The following is a 16,755-nucleotide window of genomic DNA, read 5'->3' on the forward strand; positions in this document are numbered from 1 at the left end:
GTTTGCAGCTCGCGGCTACCTTAGAGAAATTGCAGGGAGATCGTAAACTTTTCAGGCTTAAGAGACGAAATTTCGAGTGTATAGTCTCCATCGGCAGGAAATTTGCCGCGCCAAACTTGCGGCTGTTGCCCATTCAAGTTACCGATAGACTGACCCTTAGGGGCGATCGCCTGGATACGAACCGAACCTTGTATCACCTTAACTACTCCTGTTTGGCCTCGCCTAGCCGCTAATAAATATCGGCGGGGCTGTTCTGGAACAACACTTCCGGCGACTTTAGCGCCCGTTGCCCCAGGAGCAATTGTAATGCGAGCGATCGCTTGGGTAGAGACTGCGATCGCCTGGCTCAGCGGTGTAATCGCTACTTCTAGCTTGTAAGCCCCAGCACCAACCACTTGGATTAAGTAGTCGTCATCTTTGGGCAACTGACCCGTCCAGTTCTGAGTGGCGTAAGCAGCCGCATCAATGCCTTGTTGATCAGACCTTAGTAAGTTCATTGTCACCTCAGGTCCAGTCAGGGCCACTGTCATAATTTGACCCTGAGCGGCCCTAAGAACATAAGATTTCAACGGTTGGTTTTGTAAGTTGCCCTGGATGACGCTGGAAATAGCTCCTGGGTCAAACTGAATCGGTTCAGCCTGATTCGTTCTAGATGAAGTGGCATTCGCATCTTGCTTAGAGCCAATGATTTGAGATGCTTCCGATTGAGGAATGCGAGCTCCAGACACCCAAACCTCATTGCGCTGTGGTCCACCTGCTACGGTCAAGCGCCACAGCATTGGTACTGTTAGCGCTAACAGCAGCGTGATGGCAATGCCAACACTCACGCCGATCCAGCGGTACCATTTTCTGGAACCTTTCAAAGTTTTATTTTGGTTAGCAGCTCCAAATTGCATGAATGAACGATCGCCACTAACAGCCTGGCCTAACTTGGACGGCAGAATGGATAAGCCTGAAATAACGGCGGCAGAAGCTGCAACATTGGCCCCGGAATTTAGCTGGGTCGTCGGTACAGCCGTTTCTAGCAGAGGTTGCAGATCGGTGAGCACTGCTTGAGCAGATTGATACCGATCGCCTGGACGTAACGACAGCATCTTGGACAAAATGGCTTCAAAGCGATCGCTAATCTGTGCATAGGGGCGCAACTGCCAGTTTAAGGTGCCGCTATCCAGCAAAGTCTTGGGTTCTTTGCCAGTTAACAAAACTAAGCTAGTGGCAGCTAAAGCATATAAATCGCTATGAGGATGTACCTTACCCGTTTGTAACTGCTCTGGAGGTGCGTAGCCTGCTTTGCCTACACAGGTAATCTCCGAAGGATAAGAAGACGTGGAGAACGAAGGAAAAGCAGTATAGAGGTAATTAGCAACCGATTTGACCGCCCCAAAATCAATCAGGATGGGCAAACCCAGAGTAGAGTTAGCAGCCACCTCTTCAGCTCGACTGGGTCGCAGCCGTAAAATAATATTTTCGAGAGAAATATCACGATGAATAATGTTGCGATCGTGAATGTAGGTCAAAACTGGTAACAGATGGCTGAGAAACTGCAAGACTTCTAGTTCTGAAAACACTTTTCCTTGCGTTTTTCTCTCTTGCAAAAGATGACGGTAAGTTTGACCATCTACAAACTCTTGCACAGAAAACAAACGTTGATTATCCTCAAAAGCGGCTAGAAACCGAGGAATTTGCGGGTGCTGAATTTGGTAGAGTACCGTAGCTTCTCGCTGAAACAGAGCCTCGGCTTTTGCCAATAAAGCTCCATCTTGCTGCGGTACCGCCAACTCCTTCAACACGCAGGGTTCATTAAAACGTTCCACATCCAGCGCTAAATAAGTCCGGCTAAATCCACCTTGACCTAAAACTTGCTGAATTGCGTACCGTTGCCGTAACAGCGTTCCTACAGGAATTGAAGGGGGCGTCATTGCTATTTGTAGTTCTTTGCCAAACCATCCCAACTTGGCAAGAACTCATAGGGCCTCACCAAGGTAATGATTCTTACGTATTCAGGCTGGAACTACCACGGTGTTACACCCCTCAAGGCTTTCAGCCCCAGTGGGTGAGCAATGGTACGGCAAAGAACTAGAAAAATTGACTTTGTATATGGCAAAAATCAATTTTCCTAGTGTAAATGATTCAGAGACTGAAGTATTCACCCGAAGTTGTTATCGCACAAATTGCGGCATCACTTCCGCAGCACTCAACAATCCGTAGATCCCGCGCTGACGCAGATTAAACCCAGCTTTGAGATAACCGAAGGCGGGACCGCAGACATTAGCAGCCATGCTGGTTTCATCCCCTAAAGTAAAGGTGTGAGTTGAGATTTTGCCCTCAAAGGTTCGTCCCGTCACTTGGACATTGGTGCTGAGGGGTTTTTTGGGGTTGCGAGTATCAACTACGCCTCCCACAGTGACGCGATCGCGAGGGCAGATGCCTGCCAGCTCCAACATCACATCATCAGCATGTTCCATATTTTCTAGCGTAATTAGACCATTGGTTTGGTCCAACAGCATTTCTATCTCGGCATCGGTCATGGCTCTCGCTTTTTCGACGTTGTAGCCAGGTAGATGAGCGATGTCTTCTCGCACGGTTGCTCGGTAGGCTTCCCAGTTAGCAATCCCTACCCCAAAAGTAATTTTGACGCTGTGAATTTCCGCATAACTTTGGGCTGCTAAAGCCGCACCTGCCGTCAATAGGCCAGGAGTCGCTCCACACCCTGTCATGTAGGTAATTCCTGCCGCTTGCAATTCCGCTTGCATACCCAAAAGCTGTTCCACAGCACTAGTGCGCTTGATCGCATCTACCAGCACCCCTTGCCAACCTGCTTCGATAAACTGCCGCGCCACAGAAGCCATAAATGTGTTGGGCAAGTTTGGTAACGCTAAGAAGTAGCCATCGACGTTACCTACCTGTTGAATCAAGTCAGCAATGCTGTTATTACTCAGCACACCTCCAGTTTCTAGGTATCCAATAGAACCTTGAGCCTGATATGTTGTGATACATTGCTGCGGAGATAACCCTTCAGATGCATAGGCGTATCCCTTTTGGTCGGCTACTGCGACCCAGTGCATCTCTTGTTTAGGAGCGAGGACTCTAGCCGCTGCCTGACCCAATCCGCCAAAGCCAAGGATTCCAACTCGAATGGGTGCCTTTACAGACGAAAAACTGGATGGAGAATAGTTCAAATTTGTCGCTTGCGCTTCGCTCATTACCGATTACATGAATCAAATTAGACTCTCATTATCCTGGGTTATTTAGGTGTTAGATCAACCCATAGGCGGAAGAGCAGAAACATTAGAAATGATTTTATATTTTTGTAAACCTTAATTTTGCGGTCTCGCTCTCCCTTGACTGGTTTGGAGAGTTAAGCGAAACTGACAGTTACTGGGGTAAAGCTCACTTCAAATAACAAGTTTCGTTAAGCTTTAACTCTTTATATCTCGGCTAATAAAAATTCAGCCCAGTGGCTAACTGAGTTCCCTTCTCTTAAAATCATATAAACATTTAATAATGCAGCGTTTTAGTGACCCCTGAACGCGCTCCTACCTAAATCACCCTACAGCCCTCAGCCAAAGCATGGAAACATTGGAGTTTGTGATTTACCCAGATGGTCGGGTCCTGGAAAAAGTAACCGGGATTGTCGGTGCCTCTTGCGCTGAAGTTACCGCAGCCATTGAAGCTCAGCTAGGGCAGGTACTCAGCCATGAGGCGACCTCAGAGTTTTTTGCTACAACGGTGCAACAGGCTACGACGGTATCCACTCAGGCTACTTTTAGTGAGTGGTAAGTTGTTTATTCAGTTTTGTCCTTGTTTAATTTTTTGACAAAAAACTATGTCACACTTTAGCCAAATTAAAACTCAAATCCGCAACCTCACCTCCTTACAAGCAGCATTGAGCGATCTAGGAGTTGACTGGAAGTCTGGTCCTCAGGCTGTCAGAGGATATCGTGGGCAAACCACCACAGCTGACCTCACTATTGAACAGAAGAATGGTTACGACATTGGTTTTAGCTGGAACGGCAGTGCCTACGAGTTAGTGGCAGATTTGCAGTTTTGGCAACAAAATTGGTCTGTCGATCGCTTCCTCAACAAAGTGACGCAGCGCTACGCCTACCACACCATTGTCAAAGAAGGGGCTCAATCGGGGTTTCAAGTTGCTGAGCAACAACAGAATGAAGACGGTTCAGTTCGCTTAGTGCTACAGCGCTGGAGTGCGTAATGTCTGACTTTCCTTCACCTTTCGCAGACCCTAACAATTCGCATGTGGGAGGTGAAGGCCAAGCAGACTTGCGAACTGGTTTTGAACCAGAACTCGGTGGTCACTGGCGGGACGCTGCTGAACGCTCTGGTCTGGAGCCAGAACTGGGCGGCAGCTTTAGGCAGAAGGGAGTCTACGTTGATGAGATTACCTGCATTGGCTGTAAGCATTGTGCTCATGTGGCACGAAATACCTTCTATATCGAGCCAGATTATGGGCGATCGCGGGTAATTCGTCAGGATGGCGATCCGGAAGACATTGTTCAAGAAGCGATCGACACTTGTCCCGTAGACTGCATTCATTGGGTAGATTACACCGAACTTAAGCAGCTAGAAGAAGAACGGAAGTATCAAGTCATACCACTTCCAGGTTTTCCAGTTGACCGAGCTGTGATTGCTACCAATCGTCGCCGTCAAAAGCTGAGAATTCGCCGTAAGTGATTTGTTAGGGTTGATTGAGCGATCGCTGAGAGAGCTGAAAAATAAGCAAGGGTAACTAGACACCCTTGCTTATTTTTTATGCTTATCTGGGCTTGGAGCAGCATTCAGCCTAAACGAGAGGGTGATGTTCTTTGAGCAACTTTTCTGCCCTTGCTTCATCTAGTTTGTAAGCTAGCTTTCTCGCCTCATGGGAGTCACGGGTAGTTTTAGCAACGCTGAATGTAGATCCAACCGAGAAGGTTAGGCCCATGCCCATAAACCCTTTAGTCCAGTTGTCTACGGGCAGATAAGCAATGCCGATGGCTGTTGCAGAAATTGCAAGAGCAAAAGAGGCCCAAGACTGAATAAGCCAGCCTGGGCTGTGAACTTGAGGTCCCATATCTTGCATAGTTTACCGATCGCCCCTTGTAATTCAATTAGCTTTGTGGCTCAACGTATCAATTCAAACAACAGCTACATGAGTCACAAGGGCAGTTCCTGAAGTGAACACCAAAGCATAGATGGTATGAGCCTGCTTGGGTTAGGGAAAGCATTGCCTTTACTTCGCAAGCCATAGCTTAGCTTCATTCCAAGAAAGTGCGGACCTGTCCATCTGGGCTTAACACCACTCGAACTCGTGGAGATTGGCCTCCCTGAATCGGAGTTACAAAAGCCTCACCGACTAAAGGCATTCCCGTGCGATCGATATAGTCTCCTGCCGATTGGCCTAAAGGAACGATGCGCTGAATTGAGCCATCTGCCCCAATCAGCAGCGTGTACTCTAGCGTCTGGGTCAATCCTTCGGGTGGTTGCCAACGCTCCTCAAAGTAACTTCTCACTTCGGCTACTTGAGGAATGCTATCAAACGCAGAACCAGCAGCTTCGTCAGCCGCAGGAGCTTGAGCCGCCTCTGCACCCGAACGAGCGGTTTCACCTGCTGCCTCTGGCGCTGCGGCATTGCGAGCTGCATCTAGGGTTGGCAGCTTTGCTGCTGCTGGTGGTGGCGGCACAGGTTCTGCCTCCGGCACATTTTCCAGTTCAAGCTGTGGCGCGGATTCAGCTTGGGGTGCTAGAGCCACTGATCCAGGCTCTATCGGAATTGAGGCGATCGGCTTATTGGTAGTAGGTGCAGGATTTGAACTAGCACCTGCTGGAGCGGGCGGCACTGGAGCCAGAGCGATCGCATTCGGAGCAGCCGTATCCGGTACTGGCACAATCGGTAATCCTGACTTAAGCGCTCCTGCGGGTGGCGGTGGCGGCACCATTTGAGGAGGGGCAGGAACACCTAAAGGTCCAGTTGCTACTTGTCCTGGCACCATTGCTTGCTGCCCGGTCGCTTGAGGGGTCGAAAGGGAGACCGCTGTTTTTAGTTCAGGCGTCGGTTGATCCAGACTCTTAACTACTCCAGCAGTCACACCAGCGGTTAGCAAAACAGCCGCAGCCGTAGGTGCCCAAGCTGGCAGAACTGGAACCCAGCTACGTTGATTCAGCTCGGGCAGCGCCATCGCATCTGCCGCATATTCATCTAATGCAGTGGCTAAGTCAGCCAATTGAGTGGCGCTTAACGTGATGAATGGTCTAGACAATCCACTGGCTAGAGAGCCTAGGTGAAGTCTGTGAGACAGAAGCCCTTGTGGTTCCAGAAAAATTCTGGGTGACTCAAGCACCAATGGAGCCGCTGCCTCCGCCGCACTGGCTAGCTCACCAGATTGCTCAGTTGAGAGGGCATCCGGTTCTGGCTCGATGACGCTCAGCGCCGCAGTCCTCGCTGATCTCGCAGCATTGAGATCGATCGGAGGAGAAATTAATGGTGGTGCTTCCAAGGTTGCGACTGACGATCGCCCCCCGGCACTGATCAAAGCGGGCGATTGCTTGAGAAAGTCTTGAACGTAGGCACTCACCGCATCAGACAGTTCATCTAGCTGAAAGCGATCGCCCCGTAAGGAAATCTGCTCAGAGTCTGTCAAACGAGGGTCATCCAAACTCAGATGAAATCGCAGTTTTCTCAGGAGTGGACGACCTGCCCAACGAGACAATGGCGAATCATTGGCAACGATTTCTAGGGTGCAGGTAGGCGGAGTATACCGTCGCAGGACTGAGGTAGACAAAAAAGGCATGGGTGGTTCTGGAATGCGTCGGAGTAGGCTAGGCAATCGGAACTGAGTGAAGCAAGGGTGCTAACCCACAGGGTTAGACAGCGGCTACGCCATCCCGTGAACGATCCAAGAGGGCTAGCCAGAAGCGACGAGGGCCACCAGGCGCACTGTAGAACAAGAGGTCGATCAGCAGCTTGAGCGCCAAGTGAGTCAGGATGTCGGGTGGCGTGTCTTCCCCTTCTTCCATGCGCTCCTGATAGGTGTTATTGAATTTGTCTAAATAATCTCCTAGAAGCGCCGCTTGGTGAGGTTCCTTGTTTTGTTCTGTGAGTTGTTCGAGTAGCGCCACAGCTCGACGAATTAATTCTTGGTGCTGTTTGGCTAGATGACAACTAATTAAAACGAGCGATCGCGCCTCCTCAACATCCAACTTCTTGCGCCCTCCTTGGCCCTTACGTAGCGGGCTCGACTGCCGCAACCGCCATAGAGCCACGCGATCGCTCACCATCTCTTCTAGGTTTAGATCTGTGGCTGCTTGCAGCATGGCCTCAGAGCCAATCCCTGCCAATGCCTCTAGGGCCAGCAATATCAAGTCCAGATGAGCTTTGATATTGTCCAGTTGTCCAGAGTCGGGTTGGGAGGGTAGGGGAAACTCTTCCCATTGAGATGAAGCAGGCGGCTTAACGGTGGAGCGCATATCTTCAGGATAGAGAACGGGGCAAGACACAAGCAGGCGGTTACAGGTCTTGAAACAAGACTGGGGGCATCAGGTCAAGCTCTTAACTTTTACCTGACAGAAGAAAATAGAAATGCGAGGGTTTAAGGGCCATTTTAGCTAGTCTAACGAGTAGCCTGACGCAATCCAATCACCCTCTTGGATAGAGACAGATCCAGTCCGCCTCTTTCCTAAGATAGACCGCCGCGATCGCAGAAATGCTCCTGAGCTATTGCAATTTTACTAACTGAAGGGTCCACCTTCATTTGAGATAGGCAACCGTTACGCCTGAACCGCCTTCCGCTTGTTCGGCTAGTTCAAACCGCTCGACTTGGGGATGGTGCTTGAGAAACTCATGCACGCCTTGGCGTAAACGACCAGTGCCATGACCATGAATAATCCACACGGTTCCCTGACTTTGAGCTTCTCTAATTGCAGCCTCAAGGGTGGCTTCTGAATCGGCCACACGACTACCGCGAATGTCTACGGTATTGCGAGAGGTGCGAATCACCGGAGCAGGCTTTACCTCTACCGGAGCAGGTTCTGGGGCTGGCTTGGGCTTGGCTACTATTTCTGGCTTTTGCCCATCCAGCGATTCGACATCCTGGAGTTTCACTGTCATTTTCATCAAGCCAAACCGCACCGTCAGCTCGCCATCGTCATCGGGACCGCTAAGGACGTCGGCGGTCTGACCTAAGCGGGGAATCCGAATGCGATCGCCGACTTGGGGACGGAAAGCAGGCTTTGGTGGAGCTGGCTTCTGTTTCGAGGGCAGACGGCGACCCGCAATCCCATTCAGCGCGTTGGTGGCTTTTTGCGCTTCCTGGGCGGTCATGGGGCCTTGCTGCAACTGCCGAATTACTTGGGCAATTTCCCCTCTGGCTTGGGCGATCGCGTCTTGTACCGCTCGTTCTTGTGCCAGTTGCAAATCCCGCTCTCGCTCTTGGAGTGCCGTTGCTTTCTGAGAAACTTGGCGATGCAACCGTTCCGCTTGCTCTAGCAGTTGGGACGCTTCTTGAGCTTTGGTTTCTTGCTGTCGGCGCTGTGCTTCCAGGCCCGCAATCACCTCGTTCACCTCTTCGGAAGCACCACCAACATATTGCTGAGCTTGGGTGGTAATTTCTGCCTTTAAACCGAGACGTCGAGCGATCGTCAAAGCATTAGAACGACCAGGAATGCCCCAAAGCAGACGATAGGTAGGCGAGAGCGAGACATCATCAAACTCAACGGCGGCATTTTCAAACCGATCGTCTTGGTACTTCAGAGCTTTGAGTTCGCCGAAGTGAGTGGTGGCGATCGCCAGTTGAGCCTGATCTGCTAAGTACTTCAATAAAGCTACTGCTAGAGCGCTACCTTCCGAAGGATCGGTACCTGCGCCGACTTCATCAAGCAGCACCAGCGATCGCTCGGTCATCACTTCCAGGATGCGGCTAATCCGGCGAATGTGCCCGGAAAACGTGGAAAGGCTCTGCTCAATGGACTGCTCATCGCCAATGTCAGTCAGAACTTGGTCAAACCAAGGAATTTCTACAGGTTCGCGAGCCGGGATAAACAGCCCCACCTTCGCCATTAAAGCCGCTAAGCCCAAGGTTTTCAGCGTCACGGTCTTACCGCCCGTGTTGGGTCCGGTGATGGCGACCACACGAATTTGGGGCCGAATCATGAGATCGATGGGGACTACGGCTCGCCCTTGTTCGTGCTGTTGTTGCCAGACCAGAAGTGGATGGCGCAAGTTTCGCAACGTCACGTTTTCCCCTGCCCCTCGATCGACAAAGCGGGGCGGATTGGCTTGCAACCACAAGCTGTAGCGGGCGCGGGTAGTGGCTAAGTCGAGCGTCGTCGCGATCGCTAGCAGCCGCTCCAAATCTGCTTTAACTTCAGCAACTTGAATGCTCAGCACTTGACGCACCGCTTCTTCTTCCGCCTGTTCTCGCCGCAGCAATTGCCGCAACTGGTTATTCAACTGCACCGTGGAATGCGGCTCGACATATAGCGTCGCCCCACTCATGGAAGTGTCATGAATAATGCCTGGAATCGCGTCTTTCTGCGGCGCTTTTACCGGAAGCACAAAGCGATCGCTCCGCTGCGTAATTAACTGTTCCTGCACCGCATTTGATTGCCGTTGCAAAATGTTTTGCAACATTTGATAGACACGATCGCGCACCTGCTTTTGCTGCTCCCGAATTTCGCCTAATTTGGGGCTAGCTCGGTCCATCACCTTGCCGCGCTCGTCAACGCAGCGGTGAATTTCCTGTTCTAATTCTGGATAAGTTCGCAGTTCTGTCACTAACTCAGTTAAGACGGGCACATCCGTCTGGTTGTCGATCACGCGGCGGAGATTACGTGCTCCTGCCAATGTCGTCGCGATCGCAAATAATTCTTCTCCAGTCAATAGCCCTTGGCGCTCTGCCCGTTCTAGCGCCTCCCCGATATCACTAATACCCTCGAACGAAAGCCCCGATGTGAGGCGACTTTCTAGTTGATAAACTTCTTTGGTTTGGGCCAGCAGCCCTAAACTTTCATCTAATGTAGTGGGAATGGTGAGGTGTCGCGCTGCGATCGCCCCTAACTTGGTAGCCGCAAAGGTCGATAAATGTTGGCACAGGCGCGGCCATTCTAAAAGGTCTAAAGTTTCAGCTTGAATCAAAGTCTGAGTGCCGAGTCTCAATGAATGGGTGACTGGGAATTGATTAAATAATCTTAAACTTAGCGAGTCCGAATCATCGAACCTCTACGCTTCTATCTATATTGTAACGAGCTGCTTCTGTCCTGCGATCGCCTACCATCCACACCCAGCAACATTAGTCTTTTGAAGATTGAGAATTTCAGTCAGCAGGCTGATCGTTAAGTTCTTTTAGCTTTTGACAAAGAAATAGATAGTCCAGGGTTAAACTAAAAACCGCTTAGTGCTTTCCCGGATAGACAGACAAAATTACGCGATCGCGACACCCTTAATCGAAAAAGACCAAATCCTTAACGCTGACAAGACCCATCCTTCACCCAAATTTGGTAGTCTAGTCCAAATGGTCTTGTGAAGAAATAGAAGCGTGGAAATTCAACTTGGGCGGGGTAAGACGGCTCGTAGAGCATACGGATTCGACGAAATTGCGTTAGTGCCCGGTCAGCGGACGCTTGATCCGAGCTTGGCCGATACAAGCTGGAAGATTGGTGGCATCGAACGGCAAATCCCAATCATTGCGAGTGCAATGGATGGAGTCGTAGATGTCAAAATGGCTGTGCTCCTATCTCAGTTGGGAGCGTTGGGTGTATTGAACCTAGAGGGCATTCAAACCCGCTATGCTGACCCCAACCCCATTCTGGATCGAATCGCTTCGGTAGGAACCACTGAGTTTGTTCCCCTGATGCAAGAGCTTTACGCAGAGCCGATTAAACCAGAGCTGATCGAGCAGCGAATTCAAGAAATTAAGAGCCAAGGCGGTATTGCTGCGGTTAGCGCAACTCCCGCTGGAGCGGCCAAGTTTGGTTCGATTGTGGCTAAAGCAGGCGCTGATCTGTTCTTTATTCAAGCAACGGTCGTTTCTACAGCCCATCTATCTCCAGAGTCCATTGTGCCCCTGGATCTAGCTCAGTTTTGCCAAGAAATGCCGATGCCTGTAATTCTAGGCAACTGTGTCACCTACGAAGTGGCACTAAACCTGATGAAGGCAGGAGCAGCAGGCGTATTGGTCGGTATTGGCCCAGGTGCTGCTTGTACTTCTCGTGGAGTCCTGGGTGTAGGGGTACCTCAAGTTACCGCGATCGCCGACTGTGCCGCAGCGCGGGATGACTACTACCAAGAAACGGGCAACTACGTCCCCGTGATCGCGGATGGCGGACTGGTGACAGGTGGCGACATCTGTAAGTGTATTGCTTGCGGCGCGGATGGAGTGATGATTGGTTCTCCCTTTGCTCGCTCAGCCGAAGCACCAGGTCGTGGTTTCCACTGGGGTATGGCCACTCCTAGCCCCGTCCTGCCACGCGGAACCCGAATTCGGGTCGGCACCACTGGCACCCTAGAGCAAATTCTCCGTGGTCCCGCCCAACTTGATGACGGTACTCACAACTTCCTCGGTGCTTTGCAAACCAGCATGGGCACCTTAGGCGCTAAAAACATCAAGGAAATGCAGCAAGTTGAAGTCGTAATTGCTCCCTCTTTGCTCACCGAAGGCAAGGTTTATCAGAAAGCGCAACAGCTAGGAATGGGCAAGTAATTTTACTTCCCAACAAATTCTTAAAACTTTTCCGGTCTCTACCCAGGAACCCTGGAAAAAATAAAGCTGTCGCTTACAATAGAAGTAGCGGAGACGCATGTTTCCGTTCACTCCTCACACCACACTCCGCCTGGACTTACGGTTCGGGCGGTTCTTAATTTTAAAGGAAGATTTTCTGGGGATTGGAGCCCTGGAATCTCTACCTAAATGTATAAGCTTTAAGAGCCAAGGGGACTGTTTTGTCTATGATAAAATTTTGGAAAACAACGTAGGCAAGGATTTCCGAGCATGTCAGCAGCCGCACAAGTTACGGATTCTAGTTTTAAGCAAGAAGTACTTGAGAGTGAAGTTCCAGTTTTAGTCGATTTTTGGGCTCCTTGGTGCGGTCCCTGTCGGATGGTCGCCCCTGTCGTTGACGAGATTGCCCAACAGTACGACGGGCAAATCAAGGTCGTCAAAGTCAACACCGATGAAAATCCTAGCGTTGCAAGCCAATATGGTATCCGCAGCATTCCAACGCTGATGATCTTTAAAGGAGGACAGCGAGTGGATATGGTAGTTGGCGCTGTACCGAAGACCACCCTAGCCAACACTTTAGAAAAGTATCTTTAAGCTAAGTAGGGTCAACCATTTTGTTGAGAAATCTTTTGTATCTCAGGTCCTAATTGATTCAATAGCCTGGTTTACGAAGCTTTGTCTGCTTTAATGTCTTAGAACTTAAGCCTTCTCTTAATATCAGCGCTTGGGATGTAAATGCCGAAGCGCTTTTTGCATTTTTTTATATTTTTTGGCCCTAACGACTGCACCAAGTTTTAGTGTGTTCTTGCTAATTTTTATGGGTTCAGTGTTGATCCCTACCGTTATCCCTAGGCCTCAGCTTCCTTCTGGGACGTACAAATCGTCTAGGAATCTCGGTAGAATAGAATGCCGCCAGTTGAGAATCATTCATGGTCTCCTCGTCATCTTTCAACGAGCTTGCATCGCTCCAGACCAATCTCACTGAATTAATTAATCGTCTGCCGACACATGAGCAGGGAGAGTTAATTCAACAAGCTTTGGTCACTATTATACGGATGGCCGAGGGTGAAGTAGACCGCTTGGATTGGAAGATTGTGACTGCTTCCTTACAGGATATGGAGCGAGCCTTTAAAGCTTTCTATCCTTACCGCCACGTTCGCAAAATTTCTATGTTTGGGTCTGCTCGGATTCAACCTGACAGTGTTGAGTATCAAATGGCTGCTGAGTTTGCCCGTCGCATCACAGAACAAGGTTTCATGGTGATCACCGGAGCAGGCGGCGGCATCATGCAGGCAGGCAATGAAGGAGCGGGAATAGGGCAATCCTTCGGCCTCAACATTCATTTGCCTTTTGAGCAAGGAGCCAACCCTTTTATCCAAGGCGATCCCAAGCTGGTTTATTTCAAGTATTTCTTTACTCGTAAGCTTGTGTTCTTAAAAGAAAGTGACGCTCTAGCGCTGTTTCCAGGTGGCTTTGGGACGCAAGATGAAGCTTTTGAGTCTCTAACGCTCAGTCAGACTGGTAAATCTGCTCCTGTGCCTCTGGTATTGATCGATCGCCCAGGTGGAGATTATTGGCGGAGCTGGGCTGAATACATTGACAAGCAGTTGCTACAGCGAGGCTTAATTAGTCCAGAAGACCCTAGCTTGTATACAATTACTGACGACCTAGATTTGGCATGCGAGGCGATCGCGAGTTTCTATCGAGTGTTTCACTCTAGTCGTTATGTCGGCAGTCTACTGATCATTCGACTCAAATCCGAGTTAATGGATAAAGACATAGAAATGCTGAATGAAGAGTTCAGTGACATTTTGGTGAAGGGTCGGATCGAAAGAAGCAAAACTCTGCCACAAGAAGCTCCAGACGAGACAATCGACTTGCCTAGATTGGCCTTGTACTTCAATCAACGCGATTTAGGCCGCTTGTACCAACTGATTGCTGCCATTAATCGCCTGGGTCTGCCTTCTCCCAACACCGAGCACCCAGAACAAAAGTAATCACCATATTTGTCATCTTTACGAGTTGGGGCGAGATTCACTCACCCCAATTTTTTTGTGGATATTGTTGGAGGATTAAATGCGATGTGACGTTTGATAAAGCTTTGAGGCTGATCAGGGCAAAATTCACCATATTTAACAAAACTCTTGAAACTGCCTGGTCTCGCCTTTTTCGCCTGAGGATATGTACTTATCCCAGGTTGATTTCAAGTTGGCGACCGCCCTTCACCCAATTGTTCACTGCTGACTAAAACTGCTGAGTATTCAAGCGTTTCCAGGTTCAAGCCATTGAAGCAGAGACAAAGGGAGCCTAGAGTGTCGCGATCGCCGCTCAGTCATTTCTGGCCCTTTAGGTAAAAAATTGAGTGGGTTAAGAGCGATCACAGTTTGAAAGAGTCTGAATCCTCTCTACATAGAAATTGAAGCAGAACATTTTTTGTTTTTTGTTCCAATTTCTATGAAAACCGTTCGATAAAATTGGCTGATTGAGCTTTTATAGTCCTGAATTAGATTCTGATAGATTTAGCCCTCTCAGAGAGCTATTGGAGCTTTCTAGCATCGTTATGCGCCTCCAAACGTCTTCACACCCCCTTTCTTTTCCTTGGAGGTTCAACAATAATGCATTCAACAGGTTGACTAAAGCGCATTCCACGGTCACACCAAGCGCCGTGCAGCTAATGCGTCCCCCAGATTTTGATACGAAGCTATAGGAGAGACTGGCGTGAAACTAGCAGTTTATGGCAAAGGCGGAATTGGCAAATCGACAACGAGCTGCAACATTTCAGCTGCTCTAGCCAAGCGCGGCAAAAAGGTTTTACAAATTGGCTGCGACCCAAAGCACGACAGCACATTTACCCTCACGGGCTTCTTGATTCCCACTATCATTGACACACTGCAAGCCAAAGACTACCACTACGAAGATGTCTGGCCAGAAGATGTCATCTACAAAGGCTATGGCGGCGTAGATTGCGTGGAAGCTGGTGGTCCACCCGCTGGGGCAGGTTGCGGTGGCTACGTCGTAGGTGAAACCGTCAAACTGTTGAAAGAACTCAACGCCTTTGATGAATACGATGTGATTTTGTTTGATGTCTTGGGCGACGTCGTTTGCGGTGGGTTTGCGGCTCCTCTCAACTATGCCGACTACTGCCTAATCGTGACAGACAACGGCTTCGACGCTTTGTTTGCAGCTAACCGGATTGCGGCTTCTGTCCGGGAAAAAGCTAGAACTCACCCTCTGCGACTCGCTGGCTTGATCGGCAACCGGACCTCCAAGCGCGACTTGATTGACAAGTACATTGAAGAAGTGCCCATGCCTGTACTCGAAGTGCTACCTCTGATCGAAGACATCCGGGTTTCCCGAGTCAAGGGCAAAACTTTGTTCGAGATGGCCGAGTCCGATCCTTCCTTGAACGTTGTCTGCGACTACTACCTCAACATTGCTGACCAGATCTTGGCTCAACCTGAAGGTGTCGTACCCACCGATACTCCTGATCGGGATCTGTTTGCTCTATTGTCCGATTTCTATCTCAACCCCGCCCCAGCGCCCAAGAGAGAAGACGAAGAACTAGATCTAATGATGGTTTAAGCACCAGCCGCCCCAAATTAATAGAACCCTGGAGAGGAACACCGTTCATGACCCTTGCTGATACTCAGCCCCAAGCCCTCAATTTTGAGTGTGAAACTGGTAACTATCACACCTTCTGCCCGATTAGTTGCGTGGCTTGGCTATACCAAAAAATTGAAGATAGCTTCTTTCTGGTCATCGGCACCAAGACCTGCGGCTACTTCCTACAGAACGCGATGGGTGTGATGATCTTTGCCGAACCTCGTTATGCGATGGCAGAGCTAGAAGAAGGAGATATCTCGGCCCAGCTCAACGACTACGAAGAACTCAAGCGCTTGTGCGATCAAATTAAGCGCGATCGCAACCCCAGTGTGATTGTTTGGATCGGCACCTGCACCACCGAAATCATCAAAATGGACCTAGAAGGCTTGGCTCCCAGGCTAGAGTCAGAAATCGGGATTCCGATTGTAGTGGCTCGTGCGAATGGGTTGGACTATGCCTTTACTCAAGGAGAAGACACCGTTCTAGCGGCCATGGCTCAGCGCTGCCCAGACAAGCCTGCGACGACCGAAGCAGGTAAAAATGAGCAAAATGCGATCGCCAAACTGCTCAACTTTGGTCGCAAGAAAGAAGAGGTTGCCGCCGAAGAATCGGAATACGCTGAGCATCCTCCTCTGGTTCTGTTCGGCTCCTTGCCTGACCCTGTCGTTACGCAACTCACCTTAGAGTTGAAGCGGCAAGGAATTAAAGTCAGTGGCTGGCTACCTGCCAAACGTTACACCGAGCTACCCGTAATTGAAGAAAACTACTACGTGTCTGGGGTAAATCCTTTCCTCAGCCGCACTGCTACTACACTCATGCGTCGTCGCAAATGCAAGCTGATTGGTGCTCCCTTTCCCATCGGTCCCGATGGCACCAGGGCTTGGCTAGAAAAAATCTGCTCAGTCTTCGGCATTGAACCCCAAGGTTTAGCCGAGCGGGAAGCTCAGATATGGGCCAGCTTGGAAGATTATCTCCAGTTAATTCGGGGTAAATCCGTCTTCTTTATGGGAGACAACTTGCTAGAAATCTCCCTAGCTCGCTTCTTGATTCGCTGTGGCATGAGTTGTCCCGAGATCGGCATCCCTTATATGGACAAGCGCTACCAAGCGGCTGAACTGGCGCTACTAGAGAAGACTTGTCACGAAATGGGAGTGCCGACCCCACGAATTGTCGAAAAGCCTGACAATTACAACCAAATTCAACGGATTCACGAACTCAAACCAGATTTAGTGATCACTGGTATGGCCCACGCCAATCCTCTGGAAGCGCGAGGCATCAATACCAAATGGTCTGTGGAGTTTACTTTCGCTCAGATTCACGGCTTTACCAACTCCCGTGACATTCTCGAGTTGGTAACTCGGCCCCTCCGTCGGAACAATAATCTAAAGGATTTGGGTTGGGATAAGCTAGTCCGAGAAGAAGCCAAACTCTAGTCTGTCAG

General features: G+C 49.9%; 14 protein-coding genes. 8 read left to right on the plus strand and 6 right to left on the minus strand.

Features of this window, described 5'->3' with window-relative positions; translation table 11 throughout:
• Window positions 1-20: 20 nt before the first annotated feature.
• Together H6F90_RS27295 and H6F90_RS27300 are read right to left on the minus strand one after the other, a co-directional pair.
• Window positions 21-1,919, minus strand: a complete 1,899-nt coding sequence (locus H6F90_RS27295) for a serine/threonine-protein kinase (protein ID WP_190555155.1) — start codon at window positions 1,917-1,919, stop codon at window positions 21-23.
• A 240-nt stretch (window positions 1,920-2,159) separates the two neighbouring features.
• Complete coding sequence (locus H6F90_RS27300) at window positions 2,160-3,203, minus strand: saccharopine dehydrogenase-like oxidoreductase (protein ID WP_199296217.1); 1,044 nt, start codon at window positions 3,201-3,203, stop codon at window positions 2,160-2,162.
• A gap of 367 nt (window positions 3,204-3,570) precedes the next feature.
• Between H6F90_RS27300 and H6F90_RS27305 the strand changes: the two genes are divergently transcribed.
• The 3 genes from H6F90_RS27305 to H6F90_RS27315 are packed head-to-tail and all read left to right on the plus strand — an operon-like array spanning window position 3,571 to window position 4,692.
• Entirely contained in the window at window positions 3,571-3,780 is a 210-nt protein-coding gene (locus tag H6F90_RS27305; protein ID WP_190434558.1) for a DUF2997 domain-containing protein, read from the plus strand.
• Between the two features lie 46 nt (window positions 3,781-3,826).
• The gene (locus H6F90_RS27310; protein ID WP_190434562.1) at window positions 3,827-4,213 is read left to right on the plus strand and encodes a DUF1257 domain-containing protein; all 387 of its coding nucleotides are present in this window, start codon (window positions 3,827-3,829) and stop codon (window positions 4,211-4,213) included.
• Window positions 4,213-4,692, plus strand: coding sequence for a ferredoxin (locus H6F90_RS27315; RefSeq protein WP_190555156.1), 480 nt, complete (start codon window positions 4,213-4,215; stop codon window positions 4,690-4,692). Before H6F90_RS27310 ends, H6F90_RS27315 begins: the two co-directional genes overlap by 1 nt.
• 109 nt (window positions 4,693-4,801) lie before the next feature.
• Here H6F90_RS27315 and H6F90_RS27320 read toward each other — a convergent pair whose 3' ends face one another.
• The 4 genes from H6F90_RS27320 to H6F90_RS27335 form a co-directional block, all read right to left on the minus strand.
• Window positions 4,802-5,080, minus strand: coding sequence for a YiaA/YiaB family inner membrane protein (locus H6F90_RS27320; protein ID WP_190434567.1), 279 nt, complete (start codon window positions 5,078-5,080; stop codon window positions 4,802-4,804).
• 175 nt (window positions 5,081-5,255) lie between these two features.
• The gene (locus tag H6F90_RS27325; RefSeq protein ID WP_190555157.1) at window positions 5,256-6,788 is read right to left on the minus strand and encodes a DUF4335 domain-containing protein; all 1,533 of its coding nucleotides are present in this window, start codon (window positions 6,786-6,788) and stop codon (window positions 5,256-5,258) included.
• Between the two features lie 73 nt (window positions 6,789-6,861).
• The gene (locus tag H6F90_RS27330; protein WP_370588109.1) at window positions 6,862-7,494 is read right to left on the minus strand and encodes a DUF3038 domain-containing protein; all 633 of its coding nucleotides are present in this window, start codon (window positions 7,492-7,494) and stop codon (window positions 6,862-6,864) included.
• Between the two features lie 250 nt (window positions 7,495-7,744).
• Window positions 7,745-10,150 (minus strand): endonuclease MutS2, encoded by a 2,406-nt coding sequence (locus H6F90_RS27335; RefSeq protein ID WP_242024651.1) that lies wholly within the window; start codon window positions 10,148-10,150, stop codon window positions 7,745-7,747.
• A 379-nt stretch (window positions 10,151-10,529) separates the two neighbouring features.
• Here H6F90_RS27335 and H6F90_RS27340 point away from each other — a divergent pair, with 379 nt between their 5' ends.
• From H6F90_RS27340 to H6F90_RS27360, 5 genes are all read left to right on the plus strand, one after another.
• Window positions 10,530-11,693, plus strand: a complete 1,164-nt coding sequence (locus tag H6F90_RS27340) for a GuaB3 family IMP dehydrogenase-related protein (RefSeq protein ID WP_190434577.1) — start codon at window positions 10,530-10,532, stop codon at window positions 11,691-11,693.
• 288 nt (window positions 11,694-11,981) lie between these two features.
• Window positions 11,982-12,305 carry a thioredoxin gene (trxA, locus tag H6F90_RS27345; protein WP_190434580.1) on the plus strand — a complete coding sequence of 108 codons (324 nt, stop codon included), beginning with the start codon at window positions 11,982-11,984 and terminating at the stop codon, window positions 12,303-12,305.
• A gap of 335 nt (window positions 12,306-12,640) precedes the next feature.
• A complete protein-coding gene (locus H6F90_RS27350) occupies window positions 12,641-13,708 on the plus strand; it encodes an LOG family protein (protein WP_190555159.1) in 1,068 nt (355 codons plus the stop codon).
• 721 nt (window positions 13,709-14,429) lie between these two features.
• Window positions 14,430-15,293 (plus strand): ferredoxin:protochlorophyllide reductase (ATP-dependent) iron-sulfur ATP-binding protein, encoded by an 864-nt coding sequence (bchL, locus tag H6F90_RS27355; protein WP_190434586.1) that lies wholly within the window; start codon window positions 14,430-14,432, stop codon window positions 15,291-15,293.
• A 47-nt stretch (window positions 15,294-15,340) separates the two neighbouring features.
• Window positions 15,341-16,747, plus strand: a complete 1,407-nt coding sequence (locus H6F90_RS27360; protein WP_190434588.1) for a ferredoxin:protochlorophyllide reductase (ATP-dependent) subunit N — start codon at window positions 15,341-15,343, stop codon at window positions 16,745-16,747.
• Window positions 16,748-16,755 lie beyond the last annotated feature (8 nt).

The sequence above is a fragment of the Trichocoleus sp. FACHB-591 genome, assembly GCF_014695845.1.
In the GTDB taxonomy this organism is placed as follows: domain Bacteria; phylum Cyanobacteriota; class Cyanobacteriia; order FACHB-46; family FACHB-46; genus Trichocoleus.

Coding starts and splice junctions, on each gene's coding strand:
- H6F90_RS27310 (WP_190434562.1), top strand. CDS start 3,827: ATGTCACACTTTAGCCAAATTAAAACTCAAATCCGCAACCTCACCTCC.
- H6F90_RS27325 (WP_190555157.1), bottom strand. CDS start 6,788: ATGCCTTTTTTGTCTACCTCAGTCCTGCGACGGTATACTCCGCCTACC.
- H6F90_RS27320 (WP_190434567.1), bottom strand. CDS start 5,080: ATGCAAGATATGGGACCTCAAGTTCACAGCCCAGGCTGGCTTATTCAG.
- H6F90_RS27305 (WP_190434558.1), top strand. CDS start 3,571: ATGGAAACATTGGAGTTTGTGATTTACCCAGATGGTCGGGTCCTGGAA.
- trxA (WP_190434580.1), top strand. CDS start 11,982: ATGTCAGCAGCCGCACAAGTTACGGATTCTAGTTTTAAGCAAGAAGTA.
- H6F90_RS27360 (WP_190434588.1), top strand. CDS start 15,341: ATGACCCTTGCTGATACTCAGCCCCAAGCCCTCAATTTTGAGTGTGAA.
- H6F90_RS27300 (WP_199296217.1), bottom strand. CDS start 3,203: ATGAGCGAAGCGCAAGCGACAAATTTGAACTATTCTCCATCCAGTTTT.
- H6F90_RS27295 (WP_190555155.1), bottom strand. CDS start 1,919: ATGACGCCCCCTTCAATTCCTGTAGGAACGCTGTTACGGCAACGGTAC.
- H6F90_RS27315 (WP_190555156.1), top strand. CDS start 4,213: ATGTCTGACTTTCCTTCACCTTTCGCAGACCCTAACAATTCGCATGTG.
- H6F90_RS27350 (WP_190555159.1), top strand. CDS start 12,641: ATGGTCTCCTCGTCATCTTTCAACGAGCTTGCATCGCTCCAGACCAAT.